This is a genomic window from Streptomyces sp. SD15 (assembly GCF_054462255.1).
This window is the reverse complement of the sequence record NZ_JBTLMO010000001.1, coordinates 66,140-81,801: the sequence shown is the minus strand read 5'-3', so window position 1 is coordinate 81,801 and position 15,662 is coordinate 66,140. Positions and strand designations below refer to the sequence as shown.

General features: G+C 70.1%; 12 protein-coding genes. 5 read left to right on the top strand and 7 right to left on the bottom strand.

Features of this window, described 5'->3' with window-relative positions; translation table 11 throughout:
• Positions 1-71 precede the first annotated feature (71 nt).
• Positions 72-1,880, top strand: coding sequence for a sulfatase-like hydrolase/transferase (locus ACX28W_RS00405; RefSeq protein ID WP_458996721.1), 1,809 nt, complete (start codon positions 72-74; stop codon positions 1,878-1,880).
• Between the two features lie 13 nt (positions 1,881-1,893).
• On the opposite strand, the gene ACX28W_RS00400 is transcribed toward ACX28W_RS00405, so the two are convergent.
• Positions 1,894-2,646, bottom strand: coding sequence for an IclR family transcriptional regulator (locus ACX28W_RS00400; protein ID WP_458996720.1), 753 nt, complete (start codon positions 2,644-2,646; stop codon positions 1,894-1,896).
• Entirely contained in the window at positions 2,643-3,071 is a 429-nt protein-coding gene (locus ACX28W_RS00395; RefSeq protein WP_458996719.1) for a MarR family winged helix-turn-helix transcriptional regulator, read from the bottom strand. Before ACX28W_RS00395 ends, ACX28W_RS00400 begins: the two co-directional genes overlap by 4 nt.
• Positions 3,072-3,344: 273 nt before the next feature.
• Here ACX28W_RS00395 and ACX28W_RS00390 point away from each other — a divergent pair, with 273 nt between their 5' ends.
• Genes ACX28W_RS00390 through ACX28W_RS00375 form a run of 4 tightly spaced genes read left to right on the top strand, consistent with a single transcriptional unit; the run spans position 3,345 to position 7,141 of the window.
• A complete protein-coding gene (locus ACX28W_RS00390; protein WP_458996718.1) occupies positions 3,345-4,262 on the top strand; it encodes an SDR family NAD(P)-dependent oxidoreductase in 918 nt (305 codons plus the stop codon).
• 20 nt (positions 4,263-4,282) lie between these two features.
• Complete coding sequence (locus ACX28W_RS00385) at positions 4,283-5,155, top strand: amidohydrolase family protein (protein ID WP_458996981.1); 873 nt, start codon at positions 4,283-4,285, stop codon at positions 5,153-5,155.
• Positions 5,156-5,165: 10 nt separating this feature from the next.
• Complete coding sequence (gene menE, locus ACX28W_RS00380; RefSeq protein ID WP_458996717.1) at positions 5,166-6,689, top strand: o-succinylbenzoate--CoA ligase; 1,524 nt, start codon at positions 5,166-5,168, stop codon at positions 6,687-6,689.
• Positions 6,686-7,141, top strand: a complete 456-nt coding sequence (locus ACX28W_RS00375) for a MaoC family dehydratase (protein WP_458996716.1) — start codon at positions 6,686-6,688, stop codon at positions 7,139-7,141. The genes menE and ACX28W_RS00375 overlap by 4 nt, the downstream gene beginning before the upstream one ends.
• Before the next feature lie 79 nt (positions 7,142-7,220).
• Here the strand turns inward: ACX28W_RS00375 and ACX28W_RS00370 are convergent, their stop codons facing one another.
• The 5 genes from ACX28W_RS00370 to ACX28W_RS00350 all read right to left on the bottom strand — a co-directional run bounded on the left by ACX28W_RS00370 (position 7,221) and on the right by ACX28W_RS00350 (position 15,661).
• Complete coding sequence (locus tag ACX28W_RS00370; protein ID WP_458996715.1) at positions 7,221-8,888, bottom strand: PHP domain-containing protein; 1,668 nt, start codon at positions 8,886-8,888, stop codon at positions 7,221-7,223.
• 62 nt (positions 8,889-8,950) lie between these two features.
• Positions 8,951-10,807: a LamG-like jellyroll fold domain-containing protein gene (locus ACX28W_RS00365; protein ID WP_458996714.1), complete on the bottom strand. Its 1,857-nt coding sequence runs from the start codon at positions 10,805-10,807 to the stop codon at positions 8,951-8,953.
• A gap of 95 nt (positions 10,808-10,902) precedes the next feature.
• On the bottom strand, positions 10,903-13,821 hold the full coding sequence (locus ACX28W_RS00360) for a glycoside hydrolase family 2 TIM barrel-domain containing protein (RefSeq protein ID WP_458996713.1): 2,919 nt from the start codon (positions 13,819-13,821) through the stop codon (positions 10,903-10,905).
• Positions 13,821-14,687 (bottom strand): carbohydrate ABC transporter permease, encoded by an 867-nt coding sequence (locus ACX28W_RS00355; protein ID WP_458996712.1) that lies wholly within the window; start codon positions 14,685-14,687, stop codon positions 13,821-13,823. The genes ACX28W_RS00360 and ACX28W_RS00355 overlap by 1 nt, the downstream gene beginning before the upstream one ends.
• A gap of 11 nt (positions 14,688-14,698) precedes the next feature.
• Positions 14,699-15,661 carry a carbohydrate ABC transporter permease gene (locus ACX28W_RS00350; RefSeq protein WP_458996711.1) on the bottom strand — a complete coding sequence of 321 codons (963 nt, stop codon included), beginning with the start codon at positions 15,659-15,661 and terminating at the stop codon, positions 14,699-14,701.
• Between the last annotated feature and the right edge of the window lies 1 nt (position 15,662).

Sequence of the window (15,662 nt, the reverse complement as noted above, 5' to 3'; positions counted from 1 at the left end):
GCGCCGAGTGTCCCGTTCACCATCGGTCCACGGCCCCGCACCACCGCCGTACAGGAGCCAGGAGAGAGAGCATGCCGAGCCGCCGCCGTTTTATCGCCGGGTCCGCCGCCGTGCTGGGCGCGACCGGGGCGGCCACGGCGTGCGAGAGCGTCGACGAGGCGGATCCCGCGCACGGCACGGAGCGGACGCAGGGGCCGGGACGGACGCCGGAGCCGCAGCGGGCCGCCGCCGTGCCCGCCGTCCAGGCCCCGTCCGACCGGCTCAACTTCGTCGTGATCCTCGCCGACGACCTCGGCTACGGCGAACTCGGCTCGTACGGCCAGAAGTTGATCAAAACGCCGCGCCTCGACGCGATGGCCGCCGAGGGGCTGCGCTTCACCGACGCCTACGCGGCCGCCCCGGTCTGCGCGCCCTCCCGCTGCTCGCTGCTCACCGGCCTGCACAGCGGACACGCGGCCGTCCGTGAGAACCCGTGGGGACCCGGCGGCCAGGGCGCCCTCACCGAGCGGGACTTCACCTTCGCCGAGGCGTTGCGGGCGCTCGGCTACCGCACCGGGATCATCGGCAAGTGGGGTTTCGGACCGGAGGAGCCGGATCAGCCGAGCCACCCCAACTCCCGTGGTTTCGAGGAGTTCTACGGTTACCTCAGCCACCGCCACGCCCACGACTACTTCCCCGACTACCTGTGGCACAACGCAACCCGGCAGGAGATCCCCGCCAACCGGGGCGAAGCACGCGAGGTCTATGCGCCCGACCTCATCGAGGAGCGCGCGCTCGGCTTCATCGACGCGCACCAGGGCGAGCCGTTCCTGCTCTACCTCGCCCCGACCGTGCCGCACGCTCCCAGCCAGGACCCGGACGCCGGCGACTACGCCGACCGGCCATGGACCGGCCCCAACAAGCGGCATGCCGCCCAGGTCACCTCCTTCGACACCCTCGTCGGCAACGTCGTCGACCGGCTCACCGAACGCGGCCTCGCCCAGCGCACCGTCGTCCTGGTCACCAGCGACAACGGGCCGCACGAGGAGGGCGACACCGACCCCGAACTCTTCGACGGCAACGGTCCGTTGCGCGGCCTCAAGCGGAACCTGTACGAGGGCGGCATCCGGGTCCCGCTCATCGCCTGGTCCCCGCAGAGCGTGCCGTCCGGCACCACGGACCGGCCCACCCCGCTCATCGACCTGCTGCCGACCCTCGCCGAGCTCGCGGGCGCGCCCGCCCCGACGGACATCGACGGTCTCTCGCTCGCCCCGCTGCTGCGCGGCTCGGCGGACGCCGCCCGCCACGACCACCTGTACTTCTACCGCAACCACAGCGGGGTCACCCCGGGTGCCGACGCCGTCGACCACGGCCGGGGTCGACGCCTCGCGGAAGCGCTGCGCCGCGGCGACCTGAAGGCGGTGCGCTTCGCGCCGGGGCAGAACCGCCGCGCCCCCGACGAACGGTGGGAGGTCGAGCTGTACGACCTTGCCAAGGACCCCGGCGAACAGCACGACCTCGCCGCCGCCCGGCCCGCCCAGGCCGACGCGCTCGTGAAGCTGATGCGCGGCTCGTGGGCGAAGACCTACGTACGCAAGCCCTTCGGTGTGACGCTCGAAGTGACCGGCCAGGGACCCGAGTTCACGGTCACCGCCACCTTCGCCAACGGCTCCGGCAGACCCTGGACCCGGCCCCGGCTCGCCCTCTACGCGCCGAACGGCTGGCGCATCCGCGCGCTGAACGCGCTCACCGCCGACCGCCTCGGCGCGGGCGAGGGCCACACGGCCCGCTGGACGGTCACCCGAGGACAGGACATGGACGCCGCCACGCTCGTCTGCCAGGGCACCGCACGCCACGCCGACGACACCGTGACGTACACGGCCCGGACGACGCTGCGCTGACGCCCCACCGCGGTCAACGCGGCTCCGGCTGCCACCCCAGGGCTCGCGAGATGCCGCGCGCCGCGAGCCGCACCGCTGGTATCAACGCTGGTACTCGAGCGTCGGCCTGCGGCACGACGACCGACACGGCGGCGGCCACCGACCCGCCCGCCCCGCGCACCGGAGCGGCCACCGACAGGGCGTCGTCCGTGACCTGACGGCTGCTCACCGCCACGCCGGTGTGACGTACTTCGGCCAGTGCCCGGCGCAACCGTGCGGGATCGGTGATCGTGTACGGAGTGAAGGATGTCAACGGGCCCTTGCAGTAATCCTCCTGGGACTCGAGGTCCCCGTGCGCCAGCAGCGCGAGGCCGACCCCGGTGGCGTGCAGCGGCCAGCGCGCGCCGATGCGGATGTGCACGCCGACCGCCGAACGCCCGGAGATCCACTCGATGTAGACGACCTCGGAGCCGTCGCGGACCGCCAACTGCACGTTCTCGTGCGTGGCTTCGTACAGGTCCTCCAGGTACGGCAGCGCGATCTGTCGCAGGGCCAGTCCGCGGGGCGCGAGCGCGGCGACCTCCCAGAGGCGCAGGCCCACGTGGTAGACGCCGTCCCCGTCCCGCTCCAGCGCGCCCCACTCGGTGAGGGCGCCGACGAGCCGGTGCGCGGTGGTGAGGGTGAGTCCGGCGCGGCGGCTGATGTCCGTCAGGCACAGCGCCGGGTGCTGGTGGTCGAAGGCGGCGAGCACGGCGAGGAGACGGCCGGGCGCGGACACCGCGGTCATGCCTCGAGTTCGGTTTCCGCGACCCGTTTCAGCAGGGCGTGCAGGGTGGCCCGCTCGGCGGGGTCGAGGGGCTGGAGCAGGTCGTTCGTGACGCGCAGGCCCGCCTCGTCGGTGTCCCGCAGGAAGGCCCGGCCGGGCTCGGTGAGCACGACGATCCGGCTGCGGCGGTCGTCGGGGGAGGGGCGGCGCTCGGCGAAACGGAGCTTCTCCAGGTCGTCGACGAGCCCGACGATCGCACTCGGGTCGTAGCCGAGCCGCGCGCTCAGCTCCCGCTGGAGTACGCCCTCGGAGGTGGCCAGGAAGCGCAGCACCGCGTAGTGGCGCAGCCGGAGCCCCGACTCCTGCAGGAACGTGTTGAACAACTGCCCCGAACGCAGCCCCAGTCGGTACAGCAGATAGCCGCTGTCCGCGTGCAGTCCGCGCATCCACGGCTCCTCGGCGTCGATGGGGGCGGGCGTGGTGGCCGGACTGGTGGCGTGCTGCTGGCCTGCGATGACGGGCTCCCTGGGCCGGGCCCCGGGCGGGGCGGTTCGTCCGTACTCAGCACAGCATGACGCCGTACTCAGCACAGCATGACGCACGGATCGGACGGCAACAACTATTGACGTCAACAATTATTGCTCTTAGCTTCGATCTCGTGGCCGCACCTCCAGCCATCGCACCTTCAGCAGCCGCACCCCCATGTGAAGGGACCCCTCGTGCCCAGCATCGATCTCACCGGCAAGGTTGCCGTCGTCACCGGCAGTGGCCGTGGCCTCGGCCTGGCCTACGCACACGCCCTCGCGGCCGTCGGCGCCTCCGTGGTCGTCAACGACGTCGACGAGGCCGTGGCCGAGCAGGCCGTGAAGTCCATCACCGAGGCGGGTGGCAAGGCCGTGGCCGAGGTGGTCGCGGTCGGTACGTCCGAGGCGGCCCAGCGCTTGGTCGCCCGCGCGGTCGAGGAGTTCGGACGGCTCGACATCCTGGTCACCAACGCGGGCATCCTGCGCGACAAGGTCCTGTGGAAGATGACCGACGACGACTTCGACGCGGTGATCACCACCCACCTCAAGGGAACCTTCACCTGCGCCCGCGCCGCCGCCGTCCGTATGCGCGAGCAGGGCGAGGGCGGCAGCCTGATCCTGGTCGGCTCGCCGGCCGGACAGCGCGGAAACTTCGGCCAGACGAACTACTCCGCCGCGAAGGCGGGCATCGCCGCCATGGCCCGTACCTGGTCGATGGAACTGGGCCGCGCGGGCATCACCGTCAACGCGATCGTTCCGGTCGCGGCCACCGCGATGACGGAGACCATCCCCGCCTTTGCGCCGTACGTCGAGGCCATGAAGCGGGGGGAGCCGCTGCCCGACTTCCTCCGCAAGGGCGAGGGCTTCGGCACCCCCGAGGACTGCGCCGCCCTCGTCCCCTTCCTCGCCTCCGACGCCGCCCGCGGGATCACCGGCCAGGCCATCGGCATCGGCGGCGACAAGGTGGCACTCTGGTCCCATCCGCAGGAGATCAGGGCGGCGTACGCGGACGGCGGCTGGACCCCCGACACCCTCGCCGACGTCTGGGCCACCTCGGTCGGCGCCGAACCGCAGACCGTCGGCATCCCCGCGCCGAAGCTTCCGGAGGCGTGATGGACCCGAACGAACTCGTCATGGACGTGAACGAACTCGTCGCGATCGACGTCCACACCCACGCGGAGGTGTCGTCGAAGGGCCACTCCTCGCTCGGCGAGGACCTGCACGACGCCTCCAGTGCCTACTTCAAGGTGGAGGGCAAGCGCAAGCCCACCCTGGAGGAGACGGCCGGCTACTACCGCGAGCGGAAGATGGCCGCGGTGATCTTCACGGTGGACGCCGAGTCCGCCACCGGCACCGAGCCCGTCCCGAACGAGGAGGTCGCCGAGGCCGCCGCGGCCAACCCGGACGTGCTGATCCCCTTCGCCTCCATCGACCCCTTCCGCGGCAAGGCGGGCGTCAGGCAGGCCCGCCGGCTCGTCGAGGAGTACGGGGTGAAGGGATTCAAGTTCCACCCCAGTATCCAGGGCTTCTTCCCCAACGACAGGTCGGTGGCGTACGACCTGTACGAGGTGATCGAGGAGACCGGCACGATCGCGCTGTTCCACACCGGCCAGACCGGCATCGGGGCCGGGGTTCCGGGCGGCGGGGGCATCCGCCTGAAGTACTCGAACCCCCTGCACGTCGACGACGTCGCCGCCGACTTCCCGCATCTGAAGATCATCCTGGCGCATCCGTCCTTCCCCTGGCAGGACGAGGCACTCGCCGTCGCCACGCACAAGCCGGGCGTGCACATCGATCTGTCCGGCTGGTCGCCCAAGTACTTCCCGCCGCAGCTCGTGCAGTACGCCAACACGCTGCTCAAGGACAAGGTGCTGTTCGGCTCCGACTATCCCGTCCTCACTCCGGACCGCTGGCTCGCCGACTTCGAGAAGCTGTCCATCAAGGACGAGGTCAAGCCGAAGATCCTCAAGGAGAACGCCGCCCGTCTGCTAGGGCTGACACCGTAAGGGGCCGGACATGCGCAATGAGGGACTGGGGTCATGGCCCGCACGCCGGGCCCGCAAGACCCCGCACCGCACCGCCCTGATCCATGGCGGCACCGGCGTCACCTACGCCGAGCTGTATCTGCGCACCACCCGCCTCGCACAGGCCCTGCGCGCTCTGGGGCTGCGCCGCGGCGACCGCATCGCCTATCTCGGCCCCAACCACCCCTCGTACCTCGAAACCCTCTTCGCGGCGGGCACGCTGGGCGCGGTGTTCGTGCCGCTCAACCCCCGTCTCGCCGGACCGGAGATCGCCCACCAGCTCAGCGACTCCGGCGCCAAGGCCCTCGTGTACGCCCCGCCGCTGGCCGGGCTCGTCGCGGGGCTGCCGGGCAACGTCGACGTCCGGACGTACGTCGAAGTCGGTGCCCAGTACGAGGAGTTGATCGACCAAGCCGTCGACGAACCGATCGACCAGCCCGTCACCGCCGACGACACCTGCATCATCATGTACACCTCGGGCACGACGGGCCGCCCCAAGGGCGCGATGCTCACGCACGGCAATCTGACCTGGAACGCGATCAACGTCCTCGTCGACACCGACCTGATCGCCGACGAACGCGCTCTGGTCTCCGCCCCGTTGTTCCACACGGCCGGGCTGAACATGCTCACCCTGCCGGTCCTGCTCAAGGGCGGCACCTGCGTCCTGGTCGAGTCCTTCGACCCGGAGGCCACCCTCGACCTGATCGAACGGCACCGGATCACCTTCATGTTCGGCGTGCCGACCATGTTCGACCAGGTGGCCCGCCATCCTCGCTGGGCCGACGCCGACCTCTCCTCGCTGCGCATCCTCACCTGCGGTGGTTCCCCCGTGCCGTCCCCGCTGATAGCCGCCTACCAGGAGCGCGGCCTCACCTTTCTCCAGGGCTACGGTATGACCGAGGCCGCGCCCGGCACCCTCTTCCTGGACGCGGAACACGCGGTGGCCAAGGCGGGTTCGGCGGGCGTGCCGCACTTCTTCAGCGATGTACGGGTCGTGCGGCCCGACTTCACGCCGGCCGAGGTCGGGGAGACGGGCGAGGTGGTCGTGCGCGGGCCGCACGTCATGCCCGGGTACTGGGGGCTGCCCGAGGAGACGGCCGCCGTGTTCGCCGACGGCTGGTTCCGCAGCGGGGACGCGGCCAAGGTCGACGAGGACGGCTATGTCTTCATCGTCGACCGCATCAAGGACATGATCATCTCGGGCGGCGAGAACATCTATCCCGCCGAGATCGAGGACCTGCTCCTCGCCCACCCCGACATCGTCGAGTGCGCGGTCATCGGTGTCGCCGACGACAAGTGGGGCGAGGTGCCGCGCGCGGTCGTGGTCGCCCGCGAGGGCGTCGACCTCGATCCCGAAGAGGTCCTGGCGTCCCTGGCCGGACGCCTCGCCAAGTACAAGATCCCGAAGTCGGTGGTCGTCGCGGACGAACTCCCGCGCACCGCCTCCGGGAAGCTCCTCAAGGCCCGTGTCCGCACGCGCTTCGGCACCAACTCTCAGACAGGGAACACCATATGAGCATCACCGTGAACGGTCTCGACGAGCTGAAGAAGCTCGCCGGCGGCGACCTCGGCAGCAGCGAGTGGATCGAGGTCACCCAGGAGCGGATCGACACCTTCGCCGACGCGACCGGTGACCACCAGTGGATCCACGTCGACCCGGAGAAGGCCGCGGCGGGCCCCTTCGGCGCGCCCATCGCGCACGGCTATCTCACCCTCTCCCTCTTCATCCCGCTCTTCACCGAGCTGCTGGAGGTCGAGGGCGTGTCCACGAAGGTCAACTACGGTCTGAACAAGGTGCGTTTCCCCTCCCCGGTGAAGGTCGGCTCGCGCATCCGGCTGGTCGCGAAGCTCGCCTCGGTCGAGGACGTGCCGGGCGGGGTGCAGATCGCCGTCGACGGGACGATAGAGATCGACGGCGGCGGCAAGCCCGCCGCCGTCCTCCAGAGCCTGTCCCGCTTCTACGCCTGAGGGTACGAGTAGATGCTGCGCTGCGGCAGGGCGGCGAACGCGTCTAACGGGGCGGTCGGCGCGGGAAACTGACGTTTCATCAAGCGCCTTCCACATCCACGAATACCGGGTTGGCATAGAACCATGTGTCGACCCACGGGTCACCGTCTCCCGGGACGTGCGGGATCGGGCCGTGGGGGTCGATCGAGGCGCCGAGGTAGCCCGCGCCATGGCGGTTGCCGTCACTGCCGCGCAGCCGGACGTAGAAGGACTCGTCGCCGGCGATCAGCGGGATGCGCAGGGTGTACGTGCCCTTCCGGCCGGTCACGTCCAGCGCGCGGACGACCTTGGTGTCGGGCGCCCGCCAGTCGTCGCGGTCGGCCGCCGGGCCGCGCACCGCGCCGCGGATCACGTCGACGTGGGCCAACTCGGGCAGGATCCCCTGGGGGTTGGGGCGCGAGGCGGTCGTCACGGTGACCGACAGGGTGAGCCGGTCGCCCTTGCGCGCGCGCAGCCGGCCGCCCAGGGTGACGCCCGTGCCGTGGTCGCGATCCCGCTTCAGCCGGACGTCGAGGCCGTCGAGCAGATGCCCGTGGTCCAGCCAGACGCGCCCCGCACGCAGGCCGGCCATCACGGCGCGGTAGCCGTAGCGGGTCACGCCGACGTGGGTGCGGCTGAACTGGCCGGGCCAGAAGTCGCTGCCGGGCTGCGGGGTGTCGGTGTCGACCGGGTCCGGCAGCCTGCCGGTGTTGTCGAAGTTCTGCCCGGCCGCCCAGTCGCCGTTCTTCCACGTGTCGAACACGATCCGGTGGGCGTCCGAGTTGGTCGTGACCGAGAACATCCTGCCCTCGGCGAGCATCGCGTCCCACAGGCCCCCGACGGTCGCGGTCGCCCAGTCGAAGCCGCCGTACGTGAGGTAGGCGTCCGCCGGGTAACCGGACCAGGACTGTGCCGACGGCTTGTTCTCGTACTCGCCGCGCATGGACGTCGAGCCACGCCAACCGGGGATGGCCGCGCCCTGTGCGCCCGGTGCGCCCTCCATGCCGATCATGATCTCGGGGGCCGCGTCACGCCAGCCCCGCATCTCGTGCGGGGAGTCGATGCCCAGGCGCATGGGGTGGTTGGCGAGGACCAGCACGTCGTCGACGTAGCCGGTGCGGCGTTGTTCGGCCAGCCACTGGATGGCCTTGACCGCGTGTGCCTCGTTGCGGGCCGTGTTGGCGTTGTCGGCGGCGCCGTCGGTGTAGGCGAGCAGCTTGCCGTCGTAGGCGCTCTCGAACCGGGTGAGCAGGTCCACCTCGTGCGGTCCGGGCGCGGCGAAGACGGTGGCGTGCTCGGCGGCGGGGATGTACCACTCCAGGCCCTGGAAGATCAGCTGGCGCGGGTTCTCGGCACGCGCCTTGAGTATCTCCGCGTGCTCCAGCGGGGCGCCGTACGTGGCGTGCCCGAAGTTGGAGTGCTCGGTGAACACCATCCAGTCGAGGCCGTACTCGGCTCCGGCGGCGGCCAGTTGGGAGAACGTGTACTTCGCGTCGTGGCTGTACACGGTGTGGATGTGGTGGTCGCCGACGAGATAGGCGAGACGCGGGTCGTTGCCGCCGAGACCCCGGCCCTTGGCGGCCGCGGGGGTGGCCAGCGAACCGGCCGCGAAGGCGGCGCCGAACAGGCCGGCGTTGCGCAGGAGATGACGTCTGGAGACGCCCTGTGGATCGAGACGGGCGGGGGAGACGGACGGGTCGGCCCAGGCGGGCAGTTGCTGCTCGGACATGCGGGACTTCTCCCTCGGGGAGTCAGAAGGCAAGAAGGGGGAGTGGGGGAGGGGGCCGCGGCTCAGCGGTTCATGAACCGGGAGACGGGCAGCGCCCGTTCGACGATCCGTACGTCTCCGAGCCGGCCGTGCAGAATCTGGTCGATCTTCCCCGCGTACTCGTAGCCGCCGAGCAGCCAGGGCAGCCCGAGTGAGGTGAGGCCGACGGCGGAGGCGTGCGGATTGCGGGCGACCGGGCAGCCTTGGACGTACATCGTGGTGTGCGAGCCGTCGTTGACGACGGCGATGTGCCACCACACCTCCCGTGCCGTCTCGTCGCCCCAGTTGGTGATGATGACCTGCTGGTCGAGCGGCCGGGCGGCCCACTGCGGGCCGGGCCCGTCGGAGAGGGAGAGCGTGGCGAGCGGCTCGTCCGGGTCGCCTTCGGTCTTGCCCGCGCCGCCGCCCGTACCGGTGCGGCTGATGAGCGAGGCCCAGGCGTTGCGCGAAGGGTTCCAGTCGGCGGGAAGCTGGTAGAAGGCCTCGATGGTGTAACCGCTCTTGAATGTCGCCGAGTTGAGGGGAGCGCCGTCGATCGTCCGCAGATACGCGCCCTTCAGCGGAGGCTTGCCGCCCTGGAAGACGAGGCTGCCGTGGCCCGGCTGGTCCGGGTGGTGGGCCGACGACCAGGTGAGGACGCCGTCGGAGACCTTGACCACGGTCAGGTCGTTGCCACGCCCGGACAGGTCACGGACCGTGCCGTCGACCGCCGTACCGTCCTCGTGTCCGTCGAAACGCCAGTAGGCGACCGTGCCGCGCACCAGCATGTCCGACGCGGGTCGCGACGGGCGCGGGGACACGGGGGCGAAGCCCGAGAAGCGCTCTTCGAAGTCGACGGCGACCGAGAACCGGTCGGCGTCGCCGCTGAGTTCGATCTCCTGCCGCTCCAGCTCGTTGAGCCCCTTGGCCGCCCGGCCCAGGATCCACGGCGAGACGGTCTCGACGTCGATGGTGTTGCGGTCGAGGTCGAAGCGGTAGAGGCGGATCATCGCCGCGCCGCCGTAGTAACGGTTCTGATAATTCGTCAGGTGGAGGTGGACGTCGTTCCCGGCGGCGTTCTCGCGGGTGGCGCGGGCGGCGGGCCAGTAATGGCCGTTCAGGGTCAGGAAGATCTGGTCGTGGTCGCGGATCAGACCGTCCCAGAGCTGCTGCCCGTACGAGGAGAGGGTGTCGTCGTCGACGACCAGCTCGTGCGTCGTGAGGATGACGGGAGTCTTCGGGTGCTGGGCGATGACGTCCTTCGCCCACGCGTACCCCTTTGCCGACAGCCGCCAGTCCAGCGCGAGGACGAGCCACTCCCGACCCGCCGCCGTGAACACGTGGAAGGTGTTGTAGCCGTCCGGGGAGGCTCCGCCGAAGGTGCGCCTGCCCTGGAAGCGCCGCGGCCCGAAGGCGTCCAGGTAAGGGGTCGAGCCTCGCTGGTCGGTCGTGGACGACCTGATGTCGTGGTTGCCCGCCAGCACGCTGTAGCCCACGCCGCGCCGGTCGAGGAGCTCGAACGCCTCGCCCGCCGCCGCGAATTCGGCCTGCGTGCCGTTCTCCGTGATGTCGCCCAGGTGCGAGAGGAAGACGATGTTCTCGTCCTTCCCGTGCTCCAGGAGGTAGCGCAGGGAGGCCTCGATCGGCGCGGGGTTGATGCTCGGCCCGTCGAAGAGGTACTGCGTGTCGGGCATCACGGCGAGCGTGAACCGGCGGCTGTCGGGGTCGGGCCGCCACCGCGCACCCGTCACCGCCGCCGAGGCGGGCGCGGCCTGCGCGGTGGCCGTCGGCAGGGTGGCCGCCGTGGCCGCCGCGCCTATCAGCGCCGTGGCCCGAAGGAAGGTGCGTCTGCCGGCGTCGGCCTGCTCGGCCTCCGCCGCCTGGTCATGCGAAGTACACACGTCTGCTCCATGAAGGTGCGTAAAGGACAGTGAAGGTGCGAGTCAGGTCAGTGAGGGTGCGAGTCAGGCCGACGCCGGGTGCCGTGCGTACGAGGTCAGAGCACGCGCAGCGTCCAGGACCAGTGGTGGATGCCGGTCCCGATCAGATGGTCGGGCGAGGTGTCCGGCCCGCACGAGGCCGTGCCCAGGCCCCGGTGGGCCGCGTCGAGGTGCACCACGCAGCCGGAGCGCGGGACGAGTTCGTCGTGGTGGGTGGCGGCGGCCAGGTCCTCGGCCCGGTACCGGGTCACGGTCACCTGCCGCGGCTGGTCCAGCGCGACCGCGAGCCCTGTGGCGTCCGGCGCGGAGAGCGTGAACCGGCGTACCCCGTGCCGCCCGCCGCTCTCCTGCGGACGCAGGTACGGAGTGAACAACTCGTCCACGGCGACGGAGTGGTGCCCCACGGGCGCGCCCGCGCTCCGGTCCGGATAGGACTCCCAGGGGCCCTGCCCGTACCACTCCAGGACATCGAGCCCGGCGACCGTCTCGAACACCGAGCCCACCCGGGGCACATCGTCGAGCCCCTCCGGCAGCTCCGCCGTCTCCTCGACCCGCACCCCGCCCTCGACGCGCGTGACCACCTGCTCGTGACGCACGACGCCCGCCATGGTCGGGTACTCGGCGACCACGGTGACGCTCCCGCCCTCACGGCGTACGTCGACGACCTTGCGTTCGAGCGTGTCGAGCCCCCAGGCACGCCAGCGCACCGCCATGCCACCCAGCTCGTCGTTGTCGGTCGGCGTCCGCCACAGCGACAGCACGGGGGCGGACGTCAGCAGCGGATGGACGAGCAGCCCGTCCTCGGTGAACTCCACGGCCGGGGCGTCCAGCGCCACCGGAGTCTCCGGTTTCGCCGCCCGCAACCTCACCTGCGGCCTACATACCTCCGTACCCCGCGGCGCCCACGCCTCCTCGTCCGCCGTCGTCACCCGCAGCGTCAGCCAGGCCTCGCCACCGTCCTCCGGCAGCGCGAACGGCAGCGGCACCACGACCGACTCACCCGCCCGTACGTCGGGCAGTTCGGCCGGCGCCGTCAGCGTGCCGCCGTCCGCGAGCGACAGCTGCCACTCGGCGGCCAGCCACGCAAGGCCGCGGAAGTGCTGGTGATTGCTCACCCGCAGTTCGCCCCCGACGTGGGCGAGCCGCACCGGCGCCGCGATCTCCCGGTGCTCGTACATCACCGGCTTGGGCGTGCGGTCGGGAAAGACCACCCCGTCGGCGATGAACGCGCCGTCGTGGATCGACTCGCCGAAGTCGCCGCCGTACGCCCAGCGATGGCCCGGTGCCGCGACACCGTTGTCATACAGCCCGGCGCCACCGCGCCCGGCCGGTCTTCCGTCACTCACGCGTTGCAGAATGCCGTGGTCCCAGAACTCCCAGATGAAACCGCCCTGAAGCCCTGGGGTTGACTCGATGGCGGCCCAGTGCTCGGCGAGCGTGCCATTGCTGTTGCCCATGGCGTGGGAGTACTCGCACCAGATGAGCGGCTTGGTCTGCTCGCCGGAGAGGGCGTGCGCGACACAGTCCTCCAGGGCCGCGTACATCGGGCAGGCGATATCGGACGCGAGCGACGGATCGTTCCAGTCGAGTTTGGCCGCGCCCTCGTACTGGAGGGGCCGGGTCGGGTCGTGGCGGCGGACCCAGCCCGCCGCGGCGTCGTGGTTCGCGCCGTAGTCGGACTCGTTGCCCAGCGACCAGATGATGACGGAGGGGTGGTTCTTGTCGCGCAGGACCATGCGGGAGACGCGGTCCACGAAGGCGTTCAGGTAGCGGGGGTCGTCGGCGATCTCGTGGGCGTGGTCGTGCGCCTCGATGTTCGCCTCGTCGACGACGTAGAAACCCAGCTCGTCGGCGAGGTCGAGCAGTGTCGGGTCGTTCGGGTAGTGGGCGGTGCGGATCGCGTTGAACCCGAAGCGCTTCAGCAGCTCCAGATCCGCCCGCATGTCGTCGTACGACACCGTGCGGCCCGTCAGCGGATGGAAGTCGTGCCGGTTGACGCCCCGGATGTAGACCCGCTCGCCGTTCAGGAGCAGGTCCCGGCCGCGGATCTCGACCTCGCGGAAGCCCACCCGGTGTCGCGAGGTGTCGGCGACCGAGCCGTCGGCGCGGTGCAGCCGGACGGTCAGGTCGTACAGCTCGGGTGTCTCGGCGGTCCAGGGGCGGACATCGGCGACGACGGTGGTGAGGCGGGCCTCGCCGAGGAAGGCGGAGACCCGGTCGTCCTCCTCCTTGAACCGCTCGAATTCCGCGTCCTGGGTGAGGAGGTGGCCGTCCAGCTCCCCGGTGACGTACCACCCGTCCGGCAGCGCACCCCCCGCGTCCCGCACCTGGCAGTCGACCCGCAGCCCGCCGTCGCACCGCGTCCGCACGGTCACGTCGGCAAGACACAGCGGATCGGTGGCGTACAGCAGCACCGAGCGGGTGATCCCGGCGTGCCACCACTGGTCCTGGTCCTCGATGTGCGAGGCGTCCGACCACTTGACGACGGTCAGCCGCAGCCGGGCGCGGGCTCCGGGGCGTACGACGGCGGAGAGGTCGAACTCCGCCGCGAGATGGGAGTCCTTGGAGACGCCGACCGGCCGCCCGTCCACATGGACCAGCAGCACGCTCTCGGCGGCGCCGACCTGGAGCACGATCCGGCGTCCGGCCCACTCGGCGGGAACATCGACCTCACGCTCGTAGACGCCCGTCGGATTCGCGGCGGGGGAGGCGGGCGGGAACTCGCCCCAGGGCATCGTGAAGTTGGTGTACTGCGGCAGGTCGTCGGTGCCCTGCATGGTCCAGGCGCCCGGGACCTGCTGGGAGGACCAGGTGTCGGACGGCGGCGCGGCCGGCGAGGACAGCAGCTGGAAGCGCCAATCCCCGTCCAGCGACAGGGCATCCGCCCGCCGGTCCAGGGCGTTCATGGGCAAACGCCCCCAGGAAGTCACCTCAGGTGCTTCCCAGGGGCGGAGCGCGAAGAGCGGGTCCGTCATCAGCGGATGGCCCCCTTGCCGAGGTCCGCGATGATCTGCTTGGCGCCGATCGCGAAGACGATCAGCAGCGGGATGAGGGCGAGAAGTGCGCCGGTCATGACCATTCCGTAGTCGGTGGTGCCATGGACACCGTTGAGCTGGGACAGCGCCACCTGCAGGGTCACGTTGTCGGGGTTGGTGAGGGCGATCAGGGGCCAGGCGTAGTCGTTCCACTGGCCCATGAAGGTGAAGATGCCGAGGAAGGCGAGGCCCGGCCGGACGACCGGGAGCGCCACATGCCAGTACTGGCGCAGGAAGCCGGCCCCGTCGAGCTTCGAGGCGTCGATCAGCTCGTCGTGGATGGCGCTCTTCATGTACTGGCGCATCCAGAAGATGCCGAACGCGTTCGCCGCCGCGGGGACGATCAGTGCGGTCATCGAGCCGATCCAGCCCAGCTTCGCCATGATCACGAACTGCGGGATGGCCTGGAGCTGCGCCGGCACCATGAAGATCGCCATCATCAGCGCGAACAGCACTCGGCGGCCCGGGAACTGGAACTTGGCGAAGACGAACGCGGCCAGCGAGTCGAAGAACAGGACCAGGACGGTCACCGAGCACGCGACCAGCAGCGAGTTGAACATCGACCCGAAGAAGTCGATGTTGTCGAAGAGATGCCGGACGTTCTCGAAGAAGTGCGAGCCGGGCAGCAGCTTCGGCGGGTAGGAGAAGATCTCGGTCGACGAGTGCGTCGACATGATCACGGCCCAGTAGAACGGGAAGACCGAGAGCAGCAGACCGATGATCAGGACCAGATGGAGGGCGATGCCCCGGCGTCGGTCACCCTTGATGGAGGACGTGCGCCCCGAGCCTTTGATGGTTGATGCCATGGTGGGGCCTCCTAGTCTTCGCCCCGGCGCTGCACCAGGCGCCAGTTGATGATCGAGAAGATGATGACGACGAGGAAGATGCCCCAGGCCACCGCGGCGCCGTAGCCGAAGTCGTTGTTGTCGAAGGTCTGCTGGAAGAAATAGAGGACCATGGTCTGGCCCGAGTGGCCCGGACCGCCCGCGAACGACGAGTTGTTGTCCGTGGTCTGCAACAGCACCTGCGGTTCGGAGAAGGTCTGCAGGCCGGTGACCGTCGAGATGACGAGGACGAAGAGCAGCACCGGACGCATCAGCGGCAGCGTGATCCGGAAGAAGGTCTGCACGGGCCCGGCGCCGTCCATGCGCGCCGCCTCGTACAGCTCGCCCGGGATCGTCTGGAGCCCGGCGAGGAAGATGATCGCGTTGTAGCCGGTCCACTGCCAGGTCATCAGCGTGGCGATGGCGACCTTGATGCCCCACGGTGTGTTCAGCCAGGCCACCTGGTCCAGGCCGACCGCCTCCAACAAGGCGTTCATCAGACCGAAGTTGGTGGAGAAGACCGAGCCGAAGATGATCGCGACGGCCACGATCGAGGTGACGTTCGGCAGGAAGAAGGCGAAGCGGTAGACGTTCTTGAAGCGGACCGCGGAGTTGAGCATCACGGCCGTGACCATCGCCAGGAAGATCATCGGGATGGTGGCCAGCGCCCAGATGACGATCGTGTTCCCGATCGAGGTCCAGAACTGACTGTCCGACAGCAGATAGCGGTACTGCGACAGTCCCGCGTACTCCATCGAGCCGAGGCCGTCCCAGCGGTGGAACGACAGATAGAGCGAGAAGCCGACCGGGATCAGACCGAAGGCCAAAAACAGCAGATAGAAGGGGGAGATCGCGGCGTACAGCCGCCAGTAGCTCAGGATCCCTTTCTTGGGCCGGGCGACGGGCGCCTTGGCCAGGGACGGTGAGGGTGTCTCCAGCACAGGTGCGGTGGCCATG

Bases quoted from the DNA above. Each gene is read 5' to 3' on its own strand.
- ACX28W_RS00350 (WP_458996711.1), bottom strand. From the start codon at position 15,661: ATGGCCACCGCACCTGTGCTGGAGACACCCTCACCGTCCCTGGCCAAG.
- ACX28W_RS00400 (WP_458996720.1), bottom strand. From the start codon at position 2,646: ATGACCGCGGTGTCCGCGCCCGGCCGTCTCCTCGCCGTGCTCGCCGCC.
- ACX28W_RS00360 (WP_458996713.1), bottom strand. From the start codon at position 13,821: ATGACGGACCCGCTCTTCGCGCTCCGCCCCTGGGAAGCACCTGAGGTG.
- ACX28W_RS00370 (WP_458996715.1), bottom strand. From the start codon at position 8,888: ATGTCCGAGCAGCAACTGCCCGCCTGGGCCGACCCGTCCGTCTCCCCC.
- ACX28W_RS00395 (WP_458996719.1), bottom strand. From the start codon at position 3,071: ATGCGCGGACTGCACGCGGACAGCGGCTATCTGCTGTACCGACTGGGG.
- ACX28W_RS00355 (WP_458996712.1), bottom strand. From the start codon at position 14,687: ATGGCATCAACCATCAAAGGCTCGGGGCGCACGTCCTCCATCAAGGGT.
- menE (WP_458996717.1), top strand. From the start codon at position 5,166: ATGCGCAATGAGGGACTGGGGTCATGGCCCGCACGCCGGGCCCGCAAG.
- ACX28W_RS00385 (WP_458996981.1), top strand. From the start codon at position 4,283: ATGGACGTGAACGAACTCGTCGCGATCGACGTCCACACCCACGCGGAG.
- ACX28W_RS00375 (WP_458996716.1), top strand. From the start codon at position 6,686: ATGAGCATCACCGTGAACGGTCTCGACGAGCTGAAGAAGCTCGCCGGC.
- ACX28W_RS00405 (WP_458996721.1), top strand. From the start codon at position 72: ATGCCGAGCCGCCGCCGTTTTATCGCCGGGTCCGCCGCCGTGCTGGGC.